This is a genomic window from Candidatus Frankia alpina, from assembly GCF_902806485.1.
In the GTDB taxonomy this organism is placed as follows: Bacteria; Actinomycetota; Actinomycetes; order Frankiales; family Frankiaceae; genus Frankia; species Frankia alpina.
Genome location: NZ_CADCWT010000009.1, coordinates 1 through 20,031 on the forward strand (window position 1 = coordinate 1; position 20,031 = coordinate 20,031).

Sequence of the window (20,031 nt, forward strand, 5' to 3'; positions counted from 1 at the left end):
CCACTTCGAGCAGGTGTGCCGATACTGGACCGCGCGCCACGCCACGCCACGCCGCAACGGCTCGGCGCCACTCTGGTCAGCCGGGTCACCTCGGGCATCGTCAACGACCCGTCCGCCCGCGCCAGCCACCAACTCGACGTCGTCGCCTTCGGCTTTGACGACGACCAGGGGCGGGAACGTCTCCTGACGATCGGCGAGGCAAAATGGGGCGACACGATGGGCCTCGCCCACCTTGGTCGCCTCAGACGAATCCGGGACCTGCTGGGCGCCCAGGACCGCCCTGGCGCAGCCACCGCCCGCCTGGCCTGCTTCAGCGCCGCGGGCTTCAGCGAACCCCTGGTGACGGCGGCCAGCGAGTCACCGGACATCCTGCTCGTCGGTCCAGCCGATCTCTACGCAGCAGGCTGAGGGCATCTTGCGGCGAGAGATCATTCGCCGTGCCGTGCTGGAGCGTTACGAGCGGGCGGGCCTGAGGCCCGGGTGGCGGGCAGCGCGAATCGCATGATTACTCGGTGGGGGGACGTGCTCACTCGCCTGGGTACGGTGTGAATGCTGTCGAATATCTCGACCTGGAGGACCTGCTCGACTTCGTGCGCGGTCTTGGGACTGGCCCGGTTCGGGATGTCGGTCTTCTCGACGCGGCAGCTGCCCGCGCGTCCTCCAGCGCATTCGGTCAGGATGCGTATCAGACTCTGGCGTTGAAGGCGGCCGCGCTCCTGGACTCCGTCGTCCGAAGCCGCCCTCTGGTCGACGGCAACAAGCGCCTGGCCTGGCTCGCAGCCGTGGTGTTCCTCGACATCAACGGCTATACCACCGACCTCGTCAAGGAGGAAGCATTCGCGCTCGTCATGGATGCGGCGCAGGGGATCGCCGACGTCCAGCAATGGGACGCCTGATCGGTCGTCGGGGGTCCGACTCCGTGCTCAGCGTCCCATTGCGAGCTGGCCACCTCCGGCGCAGTCCAGCACGGTGCCGGTGACGTAGCCGTTGGTGGCCAGCGCGACGATCGCCGCCGCGATGTCGCCGGGCCGGCCGACGCGGCCGGCCGGAAGCCAGGTGGCGAAGGACTCGAAGGTCGCCGCCCGCATCTCGGGGCTCTGGCCGTCCCACCACGGGGTGTCGACGACTCCCGGGGAGACGGCGTTGACGCGCAACGGCGCGAGTTCGGCCGCGAGCGGACCGACCATCGCCTCCAACGCCCCGTTGATGGCCGCGAGCCCCGCCGTGCCGGGCAGCGCGACGTGGGCGGATCCGGCGGTGACCAGGACGATCGCGGCGTCGGGAGCCATCGCGTCGAGGCTGCGCTGGAGGGCCGTGAGCTGCGGCCAGAGCTTCCCTTCGAACCCGCCGCGCAGGTCGTCCAGGCCGAGGTGGCGGAACGGGCCGCCGCCCTGACCGCCGCTGAGCGCCAGGACGAGCACGTCGATCGGCGCGAGGCGGCGCGCCGTCGCCTCGACCGCGGCTGCGTCCGTTGCGTCGACGGCCTCGCCCTCGGCGCCGGCACCGAGCCGGGCCAGCGCCCCGTCGAGCCGGGTCTTGTCGCGGCCGGTGATCGTGACGCGGTCACCACGGTCCAGGAAGGCTCGGGCGGTGGCCTCGCCGATGCCGGAACTGCCGCCCATGATCAGAATGTTCATCGCCATCCGTCCCGATGTCGATTCATCGTGTCTCGATAAGGTTATCAGGACAGTCCGTCTCGACAACCATGGGATGATGACGAGATGGTCTCCCGTCCGCACACCGGCCGACGCCGCAACGAGGCCGCCCGCCGCGCCGTCCTCGCCGCCACCATCAGCCTGCTGCGCCGGTCCGAGATGAAGGACGTCACGATCGAGGCCATCGCGCGCGAGGCCCGGGTGGGTCGGCAGACCATTTATCGCTGGTGGCCGTCGCGGGCGGTGATCGTCCTGGAGGCCGCCGAGGACTACGCCGAGGCCACGGTCCCGGATCCGGGCGGCGCGGCCACGGACGACCTACGGACGTTCCTGCGGGCCACCTACGTCGGGGCAGCAAGCGACCGGACGGCGCCGATCCTGCGGGCCATCGCCGCGGAGGCGCTGGTGGACACCCAGTTCGCCGACGTGCTGCACCGATTCACCGCCGCGCGGCGCGCCGTCCTCCGCTCGATTCTGCAGCGGCACGGTGCGTCGCCGGAACTGTCCGAGTACCTGTCCGACGTGACCTACGGCCTGCTGTGGTACCGCCTCCTCGTCGGTCATGCCGCGCTCGACGAGACACTCGCCGACACCACCGCCGCCCTCGTCGTCGAGGCGATCGAGGCCGACCGCGAGCCGCGCCTGGCCCGGATGCCAGAACCGGGGCTCCCGTAGAGCCGGGCCTCCCGTGATCAGGACGGCGGTGTCCGCGCGTCGCCGCCCTCGTCCTGGCGATTGAGACCTGAGGGGGCTTCGCCTCAGCCCGACGGGCGCGCGGGCACCCGCGAGCACGGGGTCGTCCGGGGTCTCACACCGGGTTCGGGTGCCGGCGGGTGATGCGGTAGTGGAGGACGAGAAAAGGGATCCCGAAGAGAAAGAACGAGTGCTCGGCGCGTAGCTCGCCCTCGTTCCGGTAGACGTCGAGCTCCTCGGCGAAGCCGTGGACCGCCAGGGCGGTGAGGCTCCCGTCCGTCGGGTCGCGATAGGCGAGGTAGTGGCCGGGGTGATCCTGAGCGCTACGGCTGGTCAGGGTCAGCCCGCCGTCGGACCGGCCACGGGGCAGGAGCGTCGCCGTGAAACTTGCCTGCGGCAGCGGAAAACCGACGCTGACGTAGCCCCGGTCGTGGTCCCGGTAGGTGGTGTAGATGCCGACGTAGATGGGCTCGTCGGTATCGGCGAACGAGCGGATCCAGCCGCGAACCGCCACCGCCTCGGCGCCCGGCAGGGTGATGGTGTCGATGCGGCTGAGGATGCCGCGCTGGGTTTCCCGCTGGTTCATCGGCACGTTCGCCTGCCCCAGCGGGCGGGCCAGCGCGGTTCGATACAGCAGGTAGCCGGGACGCACCCATAGGCGCCATCGCGGCACGATGTCGAGGGTGAACCGGGTGGTGTGCTCGTAGAACTCGCGGACCAGCGGGTCGACGCCGGCGGGGTCGAGGTCCGGGCCGGCGAGGTCGTCCAGGGAGGCGACGATCCCCACGTCGGCGGCGTCGGCGACGTAGTGGCCGCCGAGCTCCTCGGCCAGCTCCCGGACGTAGCCGGTGCCGACCCGGCGCGAGCGGGCCTGCCGGGGGACGACGAAGGGCAGCTGCTGCGCGGGGACCCGTTCGGCGAGCAGGCTTACCTGCGGATCGCGGAAGACCAGCGGCGAGATACTCCGGTAGGCCGCCATCGTGATGCTGGCCGCCACCGCCGGCGGCACCGGTCGTCCGCGCGCCGCGAGCGCCGTGCCCACCGCCGCTCCGAACAGCGGCCCGAGCAGCACCTTCTGCGGCCTGAGCCCCAGCAGGCCGCCGACGCCTCCGGTCGCCGCGCCGACCGTGATGGGGCCGGCGCCGACCAACCGCCCGGCCGCCCACCCGGCGGGGGCGACGAGCGCCGCGCTGGTCGCTATCCGCTGCCACAGGGCGGGTATCTCGCCCGGTCGCCTAGCACGGGCGACCGCCTCGGAGGCCGCCAGCGCGACCGCTCCCAGGAGACCGCCCAGGCCGACCCCGCGTCGCCCTCGGTGAGCGCCGAGGGCCGCCCCGGCCACGCCCCCGATGACGGCGGCGGACAGGACGGCCGCCCGGACATCCGTGGAGGTCGTGCCCTGGTCCCGCACGCAAACAACCTATCTGTCGACCGGCGCGCCCTCGGCTGCCGGCGGACTCGGCCGGGCGCCGGCGGCTCAACCCGCACCCGCGGGGAATGACTTCGCTGCGTAGTTCTCTGGATGCCGAAAGTCGGTCTCGTCGTCGGGGTCGCAGGGTCCGCCTGACAGTAAACGCCCAGGTTGGCGGGATACGAAGGGGGCGAACGGAGAGGAGACGGGCAGTCGGGCAGTCCGGCAGTTCTGAGGGGAGCGTGGATGGCTGAGCACGGACACGACCCGGAACGCGCAGCGCCCCGCGCCGCAGCGGTGTCGCCCAGGCACTCGGCAGCGGCGGACCGCCGGATGGGCACCCTGCTGGCCGACCCGCCGTCGCGGCTGCCCGGCCAGCCACCGAGTCCCGGCCAGCCGCGGCCGGAGGTCCGGACGTCCGGTCCGACCAGGCCGGCCGCCGCCCAGGTGCGGGCCGCCCGGGCGGGCGGGGCGCCGAAGCGGGGCGGTGCCGGGCGCGGCGGCCGCAACCCCGCGCTGGACGGCGTCCGGGCGCTCGCGGTCCTGTGCGTGCTCGTGTTCCACATGGACTCGCTGCGCGGCGGCTACCTGGGCGTCGACGTGTTCTTCGTGCTCAGCGGTTTCCTGATCACCGGGCAGTTGCTGGCCGAATGGGACCGGACCGGTGGGGTGTCCCTCGCGCGGTTCTACCTGCGACGGGCCTACCGGCTGCTGCCCGCGTTCTGGCTGCTGGCCCTCGTCGGCCTCACGGCGGTCGTCCTGCTGGGGATCGGCACGGCCGGCGAGCGCAGCGAGTTCCTCGACAGCCTCGCCGCCTCGGCGCTGTACGTGAACAACTACTTCCAGGTGGTGCGGCAGAGTACGGGCGCCGGTTGGCTGGGGCGCACCTGGTCGCTGTCGCTGGAGGAGCAGTTTTACCTGCTGTGGCCGCTGGTGCTGGTGGCCCTGTGCCGCCTGCCGTGGCTGGCCCGCCGGCTGCCCGCGGTCCTGCTGGGCGGGGTGGCCGGCGTCGCGCTGTGGCGCAACGCGCTGGTCACGTCCGGGGCCCCGGGGACGCGGACGTACTTCGCCCTGGACACCCGCGCCGACGCGCTGCTGGTCGGCTGCGCGCTCGCTGCCTGGCTGCGGGCGGCGCGCCAGGGAGCGGCCGACGAGAGCGGCGCGGCCGGCGGGGCTGAAACGGCCGGCGGGGCTGGAGCGGCGCTGTGCTGGCGGCGGCGTCTCGACCGCGTCGGGGCCATCCTGCCGGTGGTCGGTCCGACCGCACTCGGGCTGCTGGCGGTGGCGACGGTGACCGCGCCGAGCGGCTGGGGCGAGGGGTCGGCCCTGCTGTCCCGCGGCGGTTACACGATGGTCGCCCTGCTTGCCGGCGCCCTCATCCTTACCCTGGAACAGGGCGCGACGACGAGCTGGCTGTTCCGGGCCCTCGCCGCCCGCCCGCTGGCCTGGCTCGGCCGGGTCTCCTACGGCTTCTACCTCTGGCACTTTCCCGTGGTCGCGCACTGGGGCCACGACCTGACCGCTGCGCTCGGCCGGTGGCCGGCGATCGTGGTGGTCGGCCTGATCTCGGTGGCCCTGGCGGCCGCGTCGTACTACCTGCTCGAACAGCCCATCCAGCGGCGCGCACGGTCGTGGTCTGCTCGGCCGGCCGGCGCGGTCACCGTGATACCCGGTGCGTGAGCACGTCCAGCAGGCGGCGCAGCACCCCCGCAGCATGCTGACGGATCTTCCCGTCCCGAGTGGAACAGCGTCGCACCCAGTGCGAGACCGATGTACAGGACGAAGACCGGCGCCAAGCTGACAACACACACGGTCACGCGAAGGTCGGTCGATGCCGGTCCTGCTCATAGGTCGGTCGGCAGTTGCCGGAAGTTCATGACAGTTTGCGGTGCCCGCAACCGTCATCAGGCTCCAGCAATTCTCGGCGCGACCGCTGGGGGCGGCAGGTTGTAGTGCGTGTGGGGGGGTGACGGCGTGGGCCGGGTCTGGACGGAGCATCGGCATGGGCCATGGATCCGCTCGGACCTGTGGCACGGTTTCGCGGAACATCAAGATCACCGGGGATCGCGGTGCGACGGATCGGATGTTCTTGCCGAGCTCTCCATAGCATGCTCGCATGGCTGGTGGTCGCGACGTGAGGCAGTTCAACGTCTACCTGCCGCCTGATCTGATCCGCGCAGTGAAGCATCACGCAGTCGACACCGAGCAGTCGCTGTCGGCAATCGTTGAGGTGGCGTTGGCCGAGTACCTCGAGCGCGTCGCCCGATCCCGAGGGGAGCGCCCGCATGGCGACTGAGGGAATCGAGGGATTCCACGTCACGACCCGCAACTATGGCGCGACGGCGGCGTTCTGGTCGTCGCTGGGTTTCGCGAACGTGTTCGAGACCGATCACGGATCCGGTCAGTGGGTCCATCCGGCCGGCGGCCCGTACATCCTCATCGTCGAGCGGCATGAGGGCGAGCTGGCGACGTACCCCGTCCTGCGGGTCGCGGACTCCACCGCCTTCGCACCGGACCGGGAACCCGACTTCGCCCAGCCGTTCACTGCCCGGCACTGGGGGGTGGTCGAGGCGCTCGTGCGGGATCCCGACGGCCGGACGGTCAGCCTCGAGGCTCCGCTGCCGGACGGGGTGGCCGCGTCCGACGCGTAGCCGCGACTCACCGCATCGAAAGGACTGGGCACATCATGCTGGATGAGCGGATATCGCAGGCCGACGGCACAGCGGTGCGGGTTGCGCTGTGGCGGGCCATGCATGCCGAGATCGATCCGCCGCCGCATGTGCTCGACGACCGGATCGGCCTGCGGCTGGCGGACCCGGACGTCGGCTGGCAGCGTCGTCCTGACATGGATCCGCAGGCCACCAGCCGGGTCCGGGCCACCGTCGTGGCGAGGGCCCGGTTCGTCGAGGATCTCATCGTGGCGCGGGCCGGCCTCGGGGCCGGCCAGCATGTCCTGCTCGGCGCCGGGCTGGACACCTTCGCTCAGCGTCAGCCGCGGATCGCCGCGGACCTGCGGGTGTTCGAGGTCGACCAGCCCGGCCCGCAGGCATGGAAGCGACGGCGGCTGGGTGAGCTCGGCTATGGCCCGCCGGCGTGGCTGCGGCTCGTGCCGATCGACTTCGAGACGGGCCAGTCCTGGTGGGAGGGGCTGGTCGCAGCCGGTTTCGACGCTGAGCGGCCGGCGGTCGTGGCCGCCAACGGCCTGTCCATGTACCTCACCTGCAGTGCGAACGCGGACCTGCTGCGCCAGGCCGCGGCTCTCGCCCCCGGCTCCACCCTGGTCATGACATTCCAGCTGCCGCTGGAGCTCGTCGACACGGACGAACGCCTGTCCCGTCAGGCGACGGAGCGGGCCGCCCGGACGGCCGGGACACCCTTCGTCAGCTTCTTTGCACCGTCCGAACTGGTGGCGTTGGCCCTCGACGCCGGCTCCGGGACGCCCGGCACGTCTCGGCGGGCGACCTCGCGACGCGCTATTTCGCCGGCCGGGCCGACGGTCTTCGTCCGTCCAGCGCGGAGCATCTGTTGGTGGCGACCACCTGAGCCGGCGCGGGAGCGGGAATCGGTGGCTACGGCGTCCAGGCCTACGCGCGTGCCGTCCGCCTGGCCGTCGGGCACGGCGAGGCGATCAGCCCACGGTGAAACCGGCCGCGAGGGTGCCGCTGAACGTCGGGGGCTGCCCGGTGGGGGAGGCGAGGAGGTAGCTGCCGGGGCGCAGCGTGGTCAAGCCGTAGGCCGGGGCGGATCCGGTGGGTTGGGCCACCGTGACGATGTCGGCGACGCTGCCGAGGTCGGTCTTGCCGGCACTCACGTCGGCCACGGTCGTGCTCTGGTCGGGGTGGAGCTTGCCGAGCAGCAGAATGAAGCCGGCCTTCGAGGCGTCAGCGCCGGTGTTGGTGAACTTCAGGACCATCGGGCCGGCCGGTAGCGTCGATGGCACGCCGGTCAGGACACCGCCGTTGTCGGTCACGTCCAGGGTGGTGTAGCCGCAGAAGTCGTGCACCCAGCCGTTCACCGCGGCGAGCGCGGCGTTCAGCGAGGCGTCGTCGGTGTTCACCGGCTTTCCGCCCTGGGCCCCCCGCACGGCCGCCGCCAGCACCTCGACCTGGCCCGTCAGGCTGGCCGGGACGCCGGCGCGCAGTGCGGTGAGATGGGTCTGGAGCGGTGTCGCCCACGCGGCCAACTGGGCGGCGGAGGCCGGCGGCCCGTCGGGATCGATCCCGGGAATGTTCACCCAGTCGCTGGCCAGCGCGGCGGCGCAGGCCGCGTGGGTGGCGGCGGCCGTGGCGGAGACCCTGACCGTGGCGGCGGGGACCGCCGACGCACCCGCCGCGCCGGCGGACCCGCCCGAGCTGGCGGAGCCGGAGCAGGCGGTGAGCAGAACGGCCGAGGGCGCCGGCGCCGGCGGTCCATCGACGGCGGCTCTGCCCGCCGGTGCTGCGGATCTTCATCGTTGTCTCCCGATCGGATCTCGGCCGGACCGGTCGGGCTGACCGGTCATCGCGGCCCACCGATCGTGCGGTCGCCTCGTTCCCGCTGACCCGGGTCGGGGTTCCCGTCCGGTCCGGGAGACAGTCCTGGCCTCCGCGGGATCTGGATGACCTCGTTTCCCGGGCTGGCCGGGAGGAATTCCCGGGTCGACGGGATCGGGCAGGCGCGACACTGGGCCCGTGCAGGAAAGTGATGTCGGGTCGGCGAACACGTCGCCGCTGGTCCCGGCCGTGCCCCGGTCCCCGTGGCGGATAGTCGCTCACGCCTGGGCGGCGCTCGTCGCGGCCCTGTTCGTCTTCGCCGTCGTGATGATGGTTCTCAACCGCCACACCGTGCTGACGCCGCCCACCGACGCGCGTAGCCAGGCCGCGAGTTCGGGGCCCCCGGCTGGTACCTGGCCGTTCGGCGGCCCGAGGTGCGCTTCGGCTGGCTCGCGCTCGCGGCGGCGCTCGGGCACGCGCTGGGCGCGGCCGGAACCGGCTGGTGCGTCCTGTCGCCGACCACAGGGCCACTGGCTGCCGGGGGCGGCGGTCGCCCTGTGGTCGGCGAGCTGGGGGGCGGCGACCGAGCCGCTGGCCCTCACCCTGATCTGGGCCACCTTCCCGGCCGGTCGCCTGCCCCGGGGCGGCGTGCGTTGGCTGGCGATCGTGAGCATCGGGCTGTGCGCGGTCGGACTGCTCTGGGGCGTGGTCGGCCCGCTCTCGCTGCCCGACAGCCCCGATGCCGACAGACTCGGCCGGCTCGCCAACCCCCTCGGCACCGAGTCGGTCGGCGTCGGCTCCCTGCTGCCGCAGTGGGTGCAGGTGCCGCTGTTCGCCGGCGGCCTGGTGCTCGCCGCGTTCACCATCGTGCTGCGGTGGCTGCGGGCCTCGGGGGAGGAGCGTCAGGTGCTGCGGTGGCTGGCCGTGGTCAACCTGGTCGGCATCGTGATCACTCCGATCGTCGTCGCGGTGCCCGCCGGTGATCTGATCGCCACGGTCGGAACGTTCGTCGAGCTGCTGGTGATCGCGGCCGTCGTACTGGGCTACCAGGTCTACGGCATCGACGTCGTGCTCAACCGCACCCTCGTCTACGTCCTGCTGACCGCGTTCGTCGCCGCCGTCTACGGCGCGGCCGTCGGGGTGATCACGCTGGCGGGGCAGAGCGTGGGCGGCCCGTGGACGGTGCTCGCCGCCCTGGGCGCCGCGTTCAGCCTCGCCCCGGCCCGCCGCCGGGTCCAACGCCTCGTGAACCGCTTCCTCTACAGCGAGCGCGACGAACCGTACGCGGTGGTCACCCAGGTGGCCGCGCGGGTGGAAGCGGCCGCCGACGCCGAGCAGCTGCTGCCGGGCCTGCTCGAGGCCCTCGTCGTGGCCCTGCGGCTGCCGTCGGCCAGCGTCGAGATGCGCGCCGAGGAGGGCAACGACCCGCCGCATCGTCCACCCCCTCTTCCCCGCGCCGGGTATGACGACCACGCCGACCGTCCGCTTCCCGCTCGTGCACCAGGGGCAGGACATCGGCGCCCTCGCCGTCGGCCTGCGCTCCGGCTAGGCCGCGCTGAACCCCCGCGAGACCCGGCTGCTCACCGACATCGCCCGGCAGGTCGCCGTGGCCGCCAGCAACGTCCTGCTCACCGAGGCGCTGGTGCGCTCGCGGGAGAGGATCGTCGCCGCGGCCGAGGAGGAACGCCGCCGCCTGCGCGCGGACCTGCACGACGGACTCGGCCCGGTCCTCACCGCCGCCGCGTCCAAGGTCGACGCCGCCCGCAACCTGACCGAGAAGGACCCGCCGCGGGCCTCCCAGCTGCTGGCCGCCGTCCGCACCGAACTGACCAGCGCGCTGGCCGACCTGCGCCGGCTGGTCTATGCACTGCGACCGCCTGTCCTCGACGAACTGGGGCTGCTGGCCGCCCTGCGCGAGCACCTCGATCACGCCGGGATACCCGTCGTACTCTCGGCGCCCGAGGAACTCCCGCCGCTGCCCGCCGCCGTCGAGATCGCCGCGTACCGGATCATCACGGAGGCCGTGAACAACGTGACGCGTCACTCCCGCGCATCCACCTGCGCCGTCGTCGTGGGCTGCGACAACCGCCTGACCGTCGAGATCCGCGACGACGGGCCGCCGGGCCGAAGCTGGACGCCCGGCGTCGGCCTGACCTCGATGCGTGAACGAGCCACCGCACTCGGCGGTACCTGGATCGCCGGTCCCACGCCCACGGGTGGGCAGGTCCACGTCACCCTGCCGCTCTCGCTGGCCACGGCCGTCCCCGCGCCCGGGGCGCTGCGGTCACCCGCACCGCACCCGACGCCAGCCTGGTCGCCGGTCCCGGTCGCGGGCCGCGCCATAGTCAGCATGATCGCGCCGGCCGGGAACGTGGAATGACCGCGCCGCCGCCTTCACCGCCGGCCGTCCGCGTCGTGGTCGTCGACGACCACCGCATCGTCCTCGAGGGTCTGACCGTGCTGCTCGACTCCGTGGACGGGATTGACGTCGTCGGCGAGGCGACGTCGGGCGAGGAAGCGGTCGAACGCGTCGCCGCCCTGCACCCCGACGTCGTCCTGATGGACATCGAGATGCCCGGCATCGGCGGCGTCGAGGCCACCCGGCGGATCAGCCGCGACCACCCCGACGTCGCCGTCGTCATGCTCACGATGTACGGCGAAGACGAGTTCGTCTTCGCCGCCCTGCGTGCCGGCGCACACGGCTACCTGCTCAAAGGAGCCCAGCAGGAAGACGTCGTACGTACCATCGGCGCCGTCGCTCGCGGCGACGCCGTCTTCGGACCCGACGTCGCCCGCCGCGTGCTACGCGCCTTCACCGACCCCGCCCCGCCGCCCACGCCGTTCCCCCAACTCACCGACCGAGAACGGGAAATCCTCAGCCTGATCGCCAACGGCTGGCCCAACACGCGGATCGCCAGTCACCTCGGCCTCACCACGAAGACCGTCGCCAACAACGTCTCCAGCATCCTGACCAAACTTCAGGTTCCCGACCGCGCGGCCGCCATCATCCACGCCCGCCGGGCCGGCCTCGGCGACATCTGACACCTATCCGCCCGAGCCGGGTCAGCTCTGGAGGAACCGTCTCAGAGCGCCAGGGTGGCGGCGAACTCGATGGTCCGGTCCTGCTCGGCGGCGCAGCCGCAGGGGATGACCTGCAGCTGCGTCACCCCGGCGGCCGCGAACCGGCTGATCTTGCGCTCCAGGGTGGTCTCGTCGCCGGCCAGAACCGTGTCCGCGGGACCGGCGACGCCTTCGCGGTCGAAGACGGCGCGGTAGCTCGGCAGGCACGAAGCCGCGCCGAACCGGTCGTGGACCCAGCTTCGCACCCCGTCGGGGTGGTGGGTGAGGCTCAGACAGACGCCGGCGACCACGGGCGGATAGCTTCGAACGGGAGGTCGGCCTTCGGCTGCTCGATCGTTCGTCGCGTCGAGTGCGGCTCACCCCGGACGGCGAACGGCTGCTGGTCGAGGCGCGGGCGGTGCTCGCAGCGGTGGATCGGGTCACCGCGGTGGCCGCGGAGCTGGCCGCGACGCCGTCCCGCGTCCTGCGGATCGGGATGAGCCCGGGCCTCGGTGCCCGACTCGCACGCGGGCTGGAAATGCTGCGACAGACCAACAGCGACCTCGACATCGAGCTGGAGCTGGTCGCGATACCCGTCGTCGAGCAGCTTGCCGCCGTCGCCCGCGGGGAGATGGACCTGGCGCTGCTGCGGGCAGCCCCCGCGGGCGAGGGTCTGCAGGTCCTCGAGCTGTGGCCGGAACCGGTGGCGGTGGCCCTGCCGGCGTCGCACCCGCTGGCCCGGCGGCCGGCGGTACGGCTGCGCGACCTGACCGACCTGCCGTTGCGCATCCCCGCGCGGGCCTGCGATCCGCCTTTCCATGACTTCGCTCTCGACGCGTGTCGAGCCGAGGGCTTCGAGCCGCGCCTGGGCCGCCCGGCCTGCGACGCGGCGGACACCCTCGTCGAGATCGGGAACGGACCGCCCGCGTGGGCGCTGATCTACGCCGACGCCGGATCCGTCGCCGGCCTCGACACCGAGACCTCGAAGGCGTCGGTCCGCCGGCTCGATCCGCCGCTGACCGCCCGCGGCTGCCTGGTGGTCTCCACCGCGAAGGCGCAGGCCTGCGTCCAGAGCCTCGCTGCCGCGTTCGGTTCGACCGGGCCGAAGGTGGGGGAGTGACGACGCCTCACCGCCCCTTGCGCACTCGCCGCCCGCGGGGGCCCCGGGGGCCACGCGGTCAGCGGGACGCCAGTTCGCCGAGCTCGCCACTGCGCCCGGCCGCCGACTCGGGTCCGGCTCCGGGTCCGGCTGCGCGTGCGGCGGCGCGTGCGGCGGCGCTGCGCGCGACCACCGACTGCAGCAGTTCACCGGCACGGACCGCGACGTTGGACAGCAGCGTCGAGGAGATTCCGTGCGAGTGTTCGGTGGCGCCGAGCACATACAGCTCGGCGCTGGCGGGCGGCCCGGTCATCAGCCGGTAGTCGCGGCCGAGTAGCGGGCGGCCGGCCGCGTCGTCGAGGCAGTGCTCGGACATGGTGCCGAGAATCTGCCGGGTGTCCCGGGAGCGATATCCGGTGGCGAAGACGATGAGGTCGGCCTCGATGGTCTCGCGCCGCCCGGTCGGCATGAACTCGACGTCGGCGGCGATGCCGTCGTCGAGCCGGCGCAGGTCCGTCAGTCGGGAGGCCCGCATGATGTGCAGGCGTTCCCGGCCGTGCACCTTCTCCTGATAGACGCGGCGGTACAGCTCGTCGATGAGGTCGATGTCGACCACCGAGTAGTTCGTGCTCCGGTGGTAGGCGTTGAGCATGTCCTTCACCGGGGGCGGGGAGTCATAGAAGTCGTCGACGGCGGCCGGGTCGAAGATCTGGTTTGCGAACGAGCTGTTGTCCGCCGGGCTGTATCCGTACCGGGCGAAGACGGCCATCACCTCGGCCTGCGGATACCGGGTGTGCAGGAACTCGGTGACCTCGGCAGCGCTCTGGCCGGCGCCGACGACGACGAACCGCTGGCGCACCGCGGGGGGGCATGGCGGCCACCCGGCCCAGCAGGTCGTGGTTGTGCCAGACCCGTTCACTCAGCTCGATGCCGGGTGGCAGGCTTGGTTCGAGCCCGAGGGCGATGACGACGTTGCGGGCACGGCGGACGACCGTCTCGCCGGTGTCGCCCCGCACGCTGACGACGTCGATCAGCGCGATCTCACCGTCGACCAGTACCGGCCGCAGGTCGACCACCCGGGTGTCGTACTCGACCACGTCGCCCACCCGGTGGGCCGCCCATTCAAGGTAGTCGTGGAATTCCTGGCGCAGCGGGAACATGGTTTTGTGGTTGATGAAGTCGACCAGCCGGTCCCGTTCGTGCAGGAAAGACAGATAGCTGAAGTCGCTGGTCGGATTGCGCAGCGTCACCAGGTCCTTGAGATAGGAGACCTGCATGGTGGCTCCCTCGAGGAGCATGCCACGGTGCCAGCCGAAGCGGGGTTGCCGCTCCAGAAACGACACGCGCAGTGCTGCCGCGGGGGGGGGCTCGCGTTGTATTCCCTCGCGGCGATCGCCAGAGCCAGGTTCGAAGGACCGAAACCGACTCCGACGATGTCCAGGGTACCGATGTCCGCGGACGCCGGACGTCTTGCCACAGCCGATCCTCCGGTCTCTGAACGCACCGATTTAACCATCGGTAACAGAGTAGGCGCACTCGGTCTGTTTAAGGAAACATAACTTATCTTCTGGGGGTCGTCCTGGCCTGTCAAGCGACCTGTCCCTGCCTGCTGACCAGAGCCCTGGCTGTCGGTCACCGCGTTGTCGCCGATCGAAGTGGGCGGCTGGCGGTGGCCGCCGGGTGCGCGGGTGGCTTGGACCTGCCCGTACGCGATCCACCTATTGCCTGCTGGCGGTCGGGTCAATAAGCTAAGGCTAGCCTTATCCGGCTATGAATTGCGAGACTGTCCAGTGCACAGTGTGGCGGAGGACGGGTGGTCCGAGCTGGCCCCGGCCGCCGCCGCGACGACCGTGGCGTCGGCTCGGATCGACCCGCGCGGCCGGCGGTCGGGGCGCGTCCGCCTGGCGGGCCTGGCGGTGGCGCTGCTCGCGCTGGTCGGAATGTGCCTGCTCAGCGTGTGGGTGGGGGCGAACCATCTGCCCTTCACCGTGGTCTGGCGGGTCCTGTGGCACAACGACGGATCGCCGCCCGCCCTGGTCGTGCACGACCTGCGGATCCCGCGGACCCTGCTCGGCCTGGCCGTCGGCGCCGCGCTGGGAGTGGCCGGCGCGCTCACTCAGGCGCTGACCCGCAACGACCTGGCCGAACCCGGGCTGCTCGGCGTGAACATCGGCGCCTCCGCCGCCGTGGTCGTGGGGATCTCGGTGTTCGGCGTGACGGATCCGGCCGGCTACGTGTGGTTCGCCTTCGTGGGTGCCGGGATCACCTCGGTCGCCGTCTTCGCGATCGGGTCGGCCGGGCGTGGTGCCGAGACGCCGGCCACCCTGGTGGTCACGGGCGCCGCGGCGACCGCCCTGCTCGGCGCCTTCGTCAACGCCGTCCTGCTGCTCGACACCGCGACGTTCGATCAGATCCGGTTCTGGGATGTCGGCTCGCTGGCCGCGCCGGGCGCCCCCGGGCTCACGGCCACCTGGCCGTTCATCGTGGTCGGCATTCTGCTGGCGGTCAGCCTCGCCCGCCCGTTGAACGCCCTCGCCCTCGGCGAGGAGTCCGCCCGCGGGCTGGGCGTCCACCTGTTCCGAGCGCGGGCGGTCGGCGCGCTGGCCGTGGTCCTGCTGTGCGGGGCGGCGACCACCGCCGCCGGGCCGATCGCCTTCGTCGGCCTGGCCGTCCCGCACGCGGCGCGCGCGATCGCCGGACCGGACCACCGCTGGGTCCTGCCGTACTCCGGCCTGCTCGCCGCGATTCTGCTGATCGGGGCGGACCTGGTCGGTCGGGTCATCATCGCGCAGGGGGAGCTGCGGGTCGGGGTCGTCGCGGCGTTCGTCGGGGCGCCGGTCTTCATCGCGTTGTGTCGCCGCGCCCGGCTGGTCCAGCGGTGACGGGGCCCGTGCTCGACGGCCCGGCGACCGCGTCGGCGCGGTCGCCGGCGTCGGCGGGTGAGCCGCCCCGGCCGACCAGCCGCTACCGCGTCCTGCGCTTCGGCGGGGACGCCGTGTCGATGCGGATCTCCCCGCGGGCCGTGGCGGTCAGTGTCGGGCTCGGCGTGGTGGTGGTTGCGGGCCTCACCGCGCTGACCACGGGGGACTACCCGATCCCGGTCGGGGACGTGGTGCGCGCCCTGCTCGGGCACGCCGACGGCGGGACGGACTTCGTCGTCAACTCGCTGCGGCTGCCCCGTCTGGTCACCGGCCTGCTGGTCGGCGCCGGGCTGGCGCTGAGCGGATCGATCTTCCAGAGCGTGTCGGGCAACCTGCTCGGCAGCCCGGACATCCTCGGCTTCACCTTCGGCTCGGCGACCGGGGCGCTCGTCGTCCTGCTGGTGCTGCGCGGGAACGCGGCGCCGGCGTCGCTGGGCGCGGTCGTCGGCGGCCTGCTCACCGGCGTGCTGGTCTACGCGCTGTCCCGCCGGCACGGGCTGGCCGGGCAGCGCCTGGTCCTCATCGGGATCGCGGTCGGCGCGCTGCTCGCCGCGGTCAACTCCTATCTGATCACCCGGGCGACCCTGGCCGGCGCGGTGGCCGCCCAGGTGTGGCTGATCGGCAGCCTGAACAGCTGGGGCTGGGAACAGGTCTGGCCGCTGGCCGTCGCCCTGGTGGTGCTCGTGCCGGTCGCGCTTTACCACGGCCGGCGGCTGGCCTACCTGGAGATGGGCAGGGAGACCGCGCAGACGCTCGGGGTCGACGTCGAACGGACCCGGGTCATGCTGCTCGCGGTCGGGGCGGTGCTGGCCGCGACGGCGACGGCCGCCGCCGGGCCGGTCGGGTTCGTCGCGCTCACCGCGCCGCCGCTGGCCCGCCGGCTCACCGCCGCGGCGGCGCCGCCGCTGGTGACGACCGCGCTCGCGGGGGCCGCGCTGGTCGCCGTCAGCGACCTGGCGGCGCAGCGCCTGTCCGCCCCGGTCCAATTGCCGGTCGGGGTGGCGACCGGCGCCATCGGCGGGGTGTACCTCGCGGTGCTGCTGGTCCGGCAGCGGCGGGGGACGTGACGGCGCAGGCCGGCGCCGTGCCGCCCGGTCGCATGGGTTGACGGAGCGTGCAGACTTAGGTTAGCTATACCTAAATATCGGGCGGAGGACCGCCGCCCGCCTTCGCCGATCACACGGAAACGCGGGCATCTGATCAGCTGCCCCGCCCCGCGGCTCGCCAGCCCGGATGATCTGTTCGGACGACGCGGGCCCCAGCCCGGTCAGGAGACGGTGCGTGCGTGTGAACAGCTCGACGGGCAGCCGGCTGCTGTGGACGCGGCTGCGCGGGCTGCGGGGGGAGCTGACCCTCGGCGCGCTGGCGACGGTGGTCCAGCAGGGCGCGATGCTGGCCCTTCCCTGGTGCGTCCAGCGCGCCATCGACCACGGCATCACCGCGCGTTCGGTGCACGGCACGGTCACCTGGGTCGTTCCCACGGTGCTCTGGTCGCGGTGGCGTTCATGCTGGGCGGCGCCGGCGGCCTGTGGTGGTCGGGCCGGGCCGCGGCCCGCGTTGCCCACGGGCTGCGCGCCTCGATCGTCGAGCGGGTGGCCGCCTTCGACCGGCCCGCCCTCGCCTGCTACGGCCACGGTGACCTGACGATGCGGGTCACCCGGGACGTCGACCTGGTCCGGCTGTGGGTGCAGAGCCTGGCCATCTGGGTCCGGATCGTGGTGACCGTCGTCGTCGTGCTGCCCGCGTTCGCCTTACTCGACCCGTTGCTGCTGGTCATCGGGGTCGCCACGATCCCGCTGGTGGCATTGGCCAACGCCTACTTCCCCGGCCGGTTCGACGCGGCCAACACCAGCCTGTCCGAGGCGTTCGGCGCCCGGGCCGACGCGGTGGACGACTTGCTCTCCGCCAGCGCGGCGGTGCGCGGCCTCGGCGGCGAGTCGGCGCTGGTGCGCCGCCATCACGACCGTAGCGCCGTCCTCACCGACCACACGATGGCGACGGCGCGGATCTCGGCGGCCTGGTCGGCGGTCCCGCCGGCCGTCCCCCGCCTCGCGATCGCCGCGGGCCTCGCCATCGGGGGGACGGCCGCCCTGCACGGCGACCTCGCGGTCGGCGGCCTGGTCGCCTTCACCTCGTGGATGACAACTCTGACGCTGGCCGTCACGATCGCGGTCGATCTGCTGTCCTCGCGCGGCCAGGCCCGGGTCGCCGCCGCCCGGATCGCCGAGATCCTCGACACCCCGGTCAGCGACGACGACCCGGTGGACGCCGAGACTCCACCGGCGGGCGGCGCGCTGGTGGCCCGGCAGGTCACGGCGGTGCGCGACGCTCGGCGGGTGCTCGGCCCGGTCGACCTGCGCGTCGCTCCCGGGGAGTTCGTCGCGGTGACCGGCCCGACCGGCAGCGGCAAGACGACGCTCACCCGCCTGCTGTGCCGGCTGGAGGATCCGGCCGCGGGCTCGGTCAGCCTCGGTGGCGTGGACCTGCGGCGGGTCGCCCGCGTCGAACTGGCCGGCCGGATCGGTCTGGTGCCGCAGCGGCCGCTGATCCTGGCCGGGACGGTCGCGGACAACCTGCGCGTCGGCCGGCCGGCCGAGCTTGCCGCGCTGCGGGCCGCCTGCGAGATCGCCGTTGTCGACGGGTTCGTCGCGAGCCTGCCCGACGGCTACGACACGGAGCTGGGGGAACGCGGCGCGACGGTGTCCGGCGGCCAGGGCCAGCGCCTCGCCCTGGCCCGCGGCCTGCTCGGCCGGCCGGACGTGCTGATCCTCGACGACGTCACCGCGGCGGTGGACGCCGCGACCGTGGCGATCATCCTCGCCCGGCTGCGGGCGTGGGCACCCGGGGTCGCCCTCGTCGTGATCTCGCACCGTCCGTCGGTACTGGCCGCCGCCGACCGGGTGATCCGACTGGCGCCGGACGGCACCGCCACCGCCGCCAGTACCGCCACCGCCGGCGGGACGGTCACGGGCATCGGGGACGAGCGCAGCGTCGGGGTGGGAGGTTTCGGTGGCTGACATCCGGGTGCTGGCCGAGGAACCGTCGACGGCGGGGGTGTTCCGGCGCTTCTGGCCCTACCTGCGCCCACACCGGGGGATCATGTCCGCCGCGCTGGTGGCCAGCGTCGCCAGCACCGCCGCGGTGGTGGCGATCGCCGCGGCCATCGGCCAGGGCGTCGACGCGGTGACCGCCGGCGATCGGACCCGGCTGTGGTGGGCCGTCGCCCTGCTGGTCGGGGTGGTCCTGGCCCGACTCGTCCTGCTGCGATGGTCCGAGGTCCTGCTGTCCGAGGCCGGTGAACGGGCGATCCGCGGCCTGCGCGACCTCGTCGTCGAACGCCTCGCCCGGGCCCCGCTGCGCTTCATCGAGGCGCACCGCACCGGCGACCTGCTGCGCCGCTCGACCGGGGAGATCGCCGACCTGACGCTGTTCCTGCGCGACCAGTTGCCCAACCTGCTCGGCGTCGGGCTCACCGTGGCACTGACGACGGTGATGCTGCTGGTGTACTCGTGGCTGCTGTCGCTGCTGCTCATCGCCCTGTTCCTGCCGGCCGCGATCGCCGTGCTGGCCTGGTTCAACCGGGCCTCGCCGGCGACGTTCGGCCGGCAGGCGGCGGCCGACGCGGCGATGACCGCGACCTTCACCGAGTCGCTCACCGCGCAGGAGGCGCTGGTCGCGCCGGGGCGACCGGACGAATGGGTCCGGCGGTTCCGGGCCGACAACGACGAGCTGCTGGCGGCGAACGACCGGGCCCTCGCCGTCCAGGGTCGCCTGGAGGTGTTCGGGCTGCTCGAGGGCCTGGCGACGGCGGCGCTGCTGATGCTCAGCGTCTGGCTGGTGCGGGCGGATCAGCTCAGCGTCGGCACCGTCGTCGTGTTCGTGGTCGCGACGCGCAACCTGTTCGAAAGCATGCTCACCCTGTCGGGGCTCGCCGGGCAGGCCCAGCTCGCCCGGGTCGGCCTCGCCCGGCTCGTCGACCTGCTCGACGCGCTACCACCGGCCGACCCGCCACCGGCGTCGGCTCCCGACCTGCCCCCGCGCGGCGACCTGGTCGCCGAAAACCTGCGCTACGCCTACGCCGACGGGGCGGACGTGGTGTGCGGCGTGTCGGTCGCCTTCCCCACCGGGGACCGGGCGAGTCTGGCCGGTGTCACCGGCTCCGGCAAGACCACACTGGCGAAACTCCTCACCGGGCTGTACGAGCCGGACGTCGGCACGGTGCGCTACGGCGGGGTCGACCTGCGGACCGCGTCGCCGGAGCAGGTCCGCGCCCGCATCGTCCTCATCCCGCAGCAGGTCCACATCATCAGCGGCACGCTGGCCGAGAACCTGGCACTCACGCCGGGAGCGCCGGACCGCGCGGCGATGCAGCGCGCGGTCGAGCTGCTCGGCCTGACCGAGTGGGTCGCACGGCTACCCGGCGGGCTGGACGCGGACCTGGGGGCGCGCGGCGAACGGCTGTCCGCCGGTGAACGGCAGATCGTCGGGCTGCTGCGGGCCGCACTGGTCGACCCCTCGGTGCTGGTGCTCGACGAGGCCACCGCCGACCTCGACCCGGAGGTGGCCGGGCGCCTGGAGACCGCCGTCGACCGGCTCCGGTCGGGCCGGACGCTGATCGTGATCGCGCACCGCCCGGCCACCATCGAACGTCTGCCCAGGACCGTCCGGGTCGAGGCCGGTCGCCTGAGGTAGCCGACTGCCCGCCCCACGTGAGCTTGAC

The 20,031-nt window shown here is 73.0% G+C and carries 20 protein-coding genes and 3 pseudogenes; 16 read left to right on the forward strand and 7 right to left on the reverse strand.

The window, feature by feature from the left end; all coding sequences use genetic code 11:
* Together G6R25_RS02490 and G6R25_RS02495 are read left to right on the forward strand one after the other, a co-directional pair.
* Nucleotides 1-408, forward strand: a pseudogene (locus tag G6R25_RS02490) (hypothetical protein); the annotation flags it as partial.
* A 137-nt stretch (nt 409-545) separates the two neighbouring features.
* Nucleotides 546-896: a type II toxin-antitoxin system death-on-curing family toxin gene (locus G6R25_RS02495; protein WP_163551511.1), complete on the forward strand. Its 351-nt coding sequence runs from the start codon at nt 546-548 to the stop codon at nt 894-896.
* A gap of 27 nt (nt 897-923) precedes the next feature.
* Here G6R25_RS02495 and G6R25_RS02500 read toward each other — a convergent pair whose 3' ends face one another.
* Nucleotides 924-1,637, reverse strand: coding sequence for an SDR family oxidoreductase (locus G6R25_RS02500; RefSeq protein WP_235947181.1), 714 nt, complete (start codon nt 1,635-1,637; stop codon nt 924-926).
* An 84-nt stretch (nt 1,638-1,721) separates the two neighbouring features.
* Between G6R25_RS02500 and G6R25_RS02505 the strand changes: the two genes are divergently transcribed.
* Nucleotides 1,722-2,330 carry a TetR/AcrR family transcriptional regulator gene (locus G6R25_RS02505; protein ID WP_136449503.1) on the forward strand — a complete coding sequence of 203 codons (609 nt, stop codon included), beginning with the start codon at nt 1,722-1,724 and terminating at the stop codon, nt 2,328-2,330.
* Nucleotides 2,331-2,463: 133 nt separating this feature from the next.
* Here the strand turns inward: G6R25_RS02505 and G6R25_RS02510 are convergent, their stop codons facing one another.
* Nucleotides 2,464-3,759: a hypothetical protein gene (locus tag G6R25_RS02510; RefSeq protein WP_163551513.1), complete on the reverse strand. Its 1,296-nt coding sequence runs from the start codon at nt 3,757-3,759 to the stop codon at nt 2,464-2,466.
* 246 nt (nt 3,760-4,005) lie between these two features.
* Here G6R25_RS02510 and G6R25_RS02515 point away from each other — a divergent pair, with 246 nt between their 5' ends.
* The 4 genes and pseudogenes from G6R25_RS02515 to G6R25_RS02530 all read left to right on the forward strand — a co-directional run.
* Entirely contained in the window at nt 4,006-5,439 is a 1,434-nt protein-coding gene (locus tag G6R25_RS02515; protein WP_163551514.1) for an acyltransferase family protein, read from the forward strand.
* A gap of 454 nt (nt 5,440-5,893) precedes the next feature.
* Nucleotides 5,894-6,055 (forward strand): ribbon-helix-helix domain-containing protein, encoded by a 162-nt coding sequence (locus G6R25_RS02520; protein WP_235826530.1) that lies wholly within the window; start codon nt 5,894-5,896, stop codon nt 6,053-6,055.
* A complete protein-coding gene (locus G6R25_RS02525) occupies nt 6,045-6,410 on the forward strand; it encodes a VOC family protein (RefSeq protein ID WP_136449559.1) in 366 nt (121 codons plus the stop codon). The genes G6R25_RS02520 and G6R25_RS02525 overlap by 11 nt, the downstream gene beginning before the upstream one ends.
* A 98-nt stretch (nt 6,411-6,508) precedes the next feature.
* Nucleotides 6,509-7,102, forward strand: a pseudogene (locus G6R25_RS02530) (class I SAM-dependent methyltransferase); the annotation flags it as partial.
* 285 nt (nt 7,103-7,387) lie between these two features.
* On the opposite strand, the gene G6R25_RS02535 reads toward G6R25_RS02530, so the two are convergent.
* Entirely contained in the window at nt 7,388-7,993 is a 606-nt protein-coding gene (locus G6R25_RS02535) for a hypothetical protein (protein ID WP_235947183.1), read from the reverse strand.
* Between G6R25_RS02535 and G6R25_RS25965 the strand changes: the two genes are divergently transcribed.
* Nucleotides 7,986-8,252: a hypothetical protein gene (locus G6R25_RS25965; protein WP_235947185.1), complete on the forward strand. Its 267-nt coding sequence runs from the start codon at nt 7,986-7,988 to the stop codon at nt 8,250-8,252. The two genes, G6R25_RS02535 and G6R25_RS25965, sit on opposite strands and share 8 nt — an antisense overlap.
* Nucleotides 8,253-8,509: 257 nt before the next feature.
* Here G6R25_RS25965 and G6R25_RS25970 read toward each other — a convergent pair whose 3' ends face one another.
* A complete protein-coding gene (locus tag G6R25_RS25970) occupies nt 8,510-8,833 on the reverse strand; it encodes a hypothetical protein (protein ID WP_235947187.1) in 324 nt (107 codons plus the stop codon).
* A 1,004-nt stretch (nt 8,834-9,837) separates the two neighbouring features.
* Between G6R25_RS25970 and G6R25_RS25975 the strand changes: the two genes are divergently transcribed.
* Together G6R25_RS25975 and G6R25_RS02545 are read left to right on the forward strand one after the other, a co-directional pair.
* On the forward strand, nt 9,838-10,611 hold the full coding sequence (locus tag G6R25_RS25975; RefSeq protein ID WP_235947189.1) for a sensor histidine kinase: 774 nt from the start codon (nt 9,838-9,840) through the stop codon (nt 10,609-10,611).
* Nucleotides 10,608-11,273, forward strand: a complete 666-nt coding sequence (locus G6R25_RS02545) for a response regulator (RefSeq protein WP_163551516.1) — start codon at nt 10,608-10,610, stop codon at nt 11,271-11,273. Before G6R25_RS25975 ends, G6R25_RS02545 begins: the two co-directional genes overlap by 4 nt.
* Nucleotides 11,274-11,314: 41 nt before the next feature.
* Here G6R25_RS02545 and G6R25_RS02550 read toward each other — a convergent pair whose 3' ends face one another.
* Nucleotides 11,315-11,602, reverse strand: a complete 288-nt coding sequence (locus G6R25_RS02550) for an LLM class oxidoreductase (protein WP_163551517.1) — start codon at nt 11,600-11,602, stop codon at nt 11,315-11,317.
* Nucleotides 11,603-11,661: 59 nt separating this feature from the next.
* Here G6R25_RS02550 and G6R25_RS02555 point away from each other — a divergent pair, with 59 nt between their 5' ends.
* Nucleotides 11,662-12,411 (forward strand): LysR family substrate-binding domain-containing protein, encoded by a 750-nt coding sequence (locus G6R25_RS02555; RefSeq protein WP_163551518.1) that lies wholly within the window; start codon nt 11,662-11,664, stop codon nt 12,409-12,411.
* 58 nt (nt 12,412-12,469) lie between these two features.
* Here the strand turns inward: G6R25_RS02555 and G6R25_RS31190 are convergent, their stop codons facing one another.
* Both G6R25_RS31190 and G6R25_RS31195 read right to left on the reverse strand, forming a co-directional pair.
* Complete coding sequence (locus tag G6R25_RS31190; protein ID WP_336500395.1) at nt 12,470-13,309, reverse strand: SidA/IucD/PvdA family monooxygenase; 840 nt, start codon at nt 13,307-13,309, stop codon at nt 12,470-12,472.
* 19 nt (nt 13,310-13,328) lie between these two features.
* Nucleotides 13,329-13,688 (reverse strand): annotated as a pseudogene (locus G6R25_RS31195) (SidA/IucD/PvdA family monooxygenase); the annotation flags it as partial.
* 501 nt (nt 13,689-14,189) lie between these two features.
* Between G6R25_RS31195 and G6R25_RS02565 the strand changes: the two are divergent.
* From G6R25_RS02565 to G6R25_RS02580, 5 genes are all read left to right on the forward strand, one after another.
* The gene (locus tag G6R25_RS02565) at nt 14,190-15,272 is read left to right on the forward strand and encodes a FecCD family ABC transporter permease (protein WP_336500397.1); all 1,083 of its coding nucleotides are present in this window, start codon (nt 14,190-14,192) and stop codon (nt 15,270-15,272) included.
* A complete protein-coding gene (locus tag G6R25_RS02570) occupies nt 15,269-16,378 on the forward strand; it encodes a FecCD family ABC transporter permease (protein WP_163551523.1) in 1,110 nt (369 codons plus the stop codon). Before G6R25_RS02565 ends, G6R25_RS02570 begins: the two co-directional genes overlap by 4 nt.
* A 214-nt stretch (nt 16,379-16,592) precedes the next feature.
* Nucleotides 16,593-16,955, forward strand: a complete 363-nt coding sequence (locus G6R25_RS25980) for a hypothetical protein (RefSeq protein WP_235947192.1) — start codon at nt 16,593-16,595, stop codon at nt 16,953-16,955.
* The gene (locus tag G6R25_RS02575) at nt 16,838-18,328 is read left to right on the forward strand and encodes an ABC transporter ATP-binding protein (protein ID WP_235947205.1); all 1,491 of its coding nucleotides are present in this window, start codon (nt 16,838-16,840) and stop codon (nt 18,326-18,328) included. The genes G6R25_RS25980 and G6R25_RS02575 overlap by 118 nt, the downstream gene beginning before the upstream one ends.
* Nucleotides 18,321-20,003: an ABC transporter ATP-binding protein gene (locus G6R25_RS02580; protein WP_163551524.1), complete on the forward strand. Its 1,683-nt coding sequence runs from the start codon at nt 18,321-18,323 to the stop codon at nt 20,001-20,003. Before G6R25_RS02575 ends, G6R25_RS02580 begins: the two co-directional genes overlap by 8 nt.
* Nucleotides 20,004-20,031: the final 28 nt, after the last annotated feature.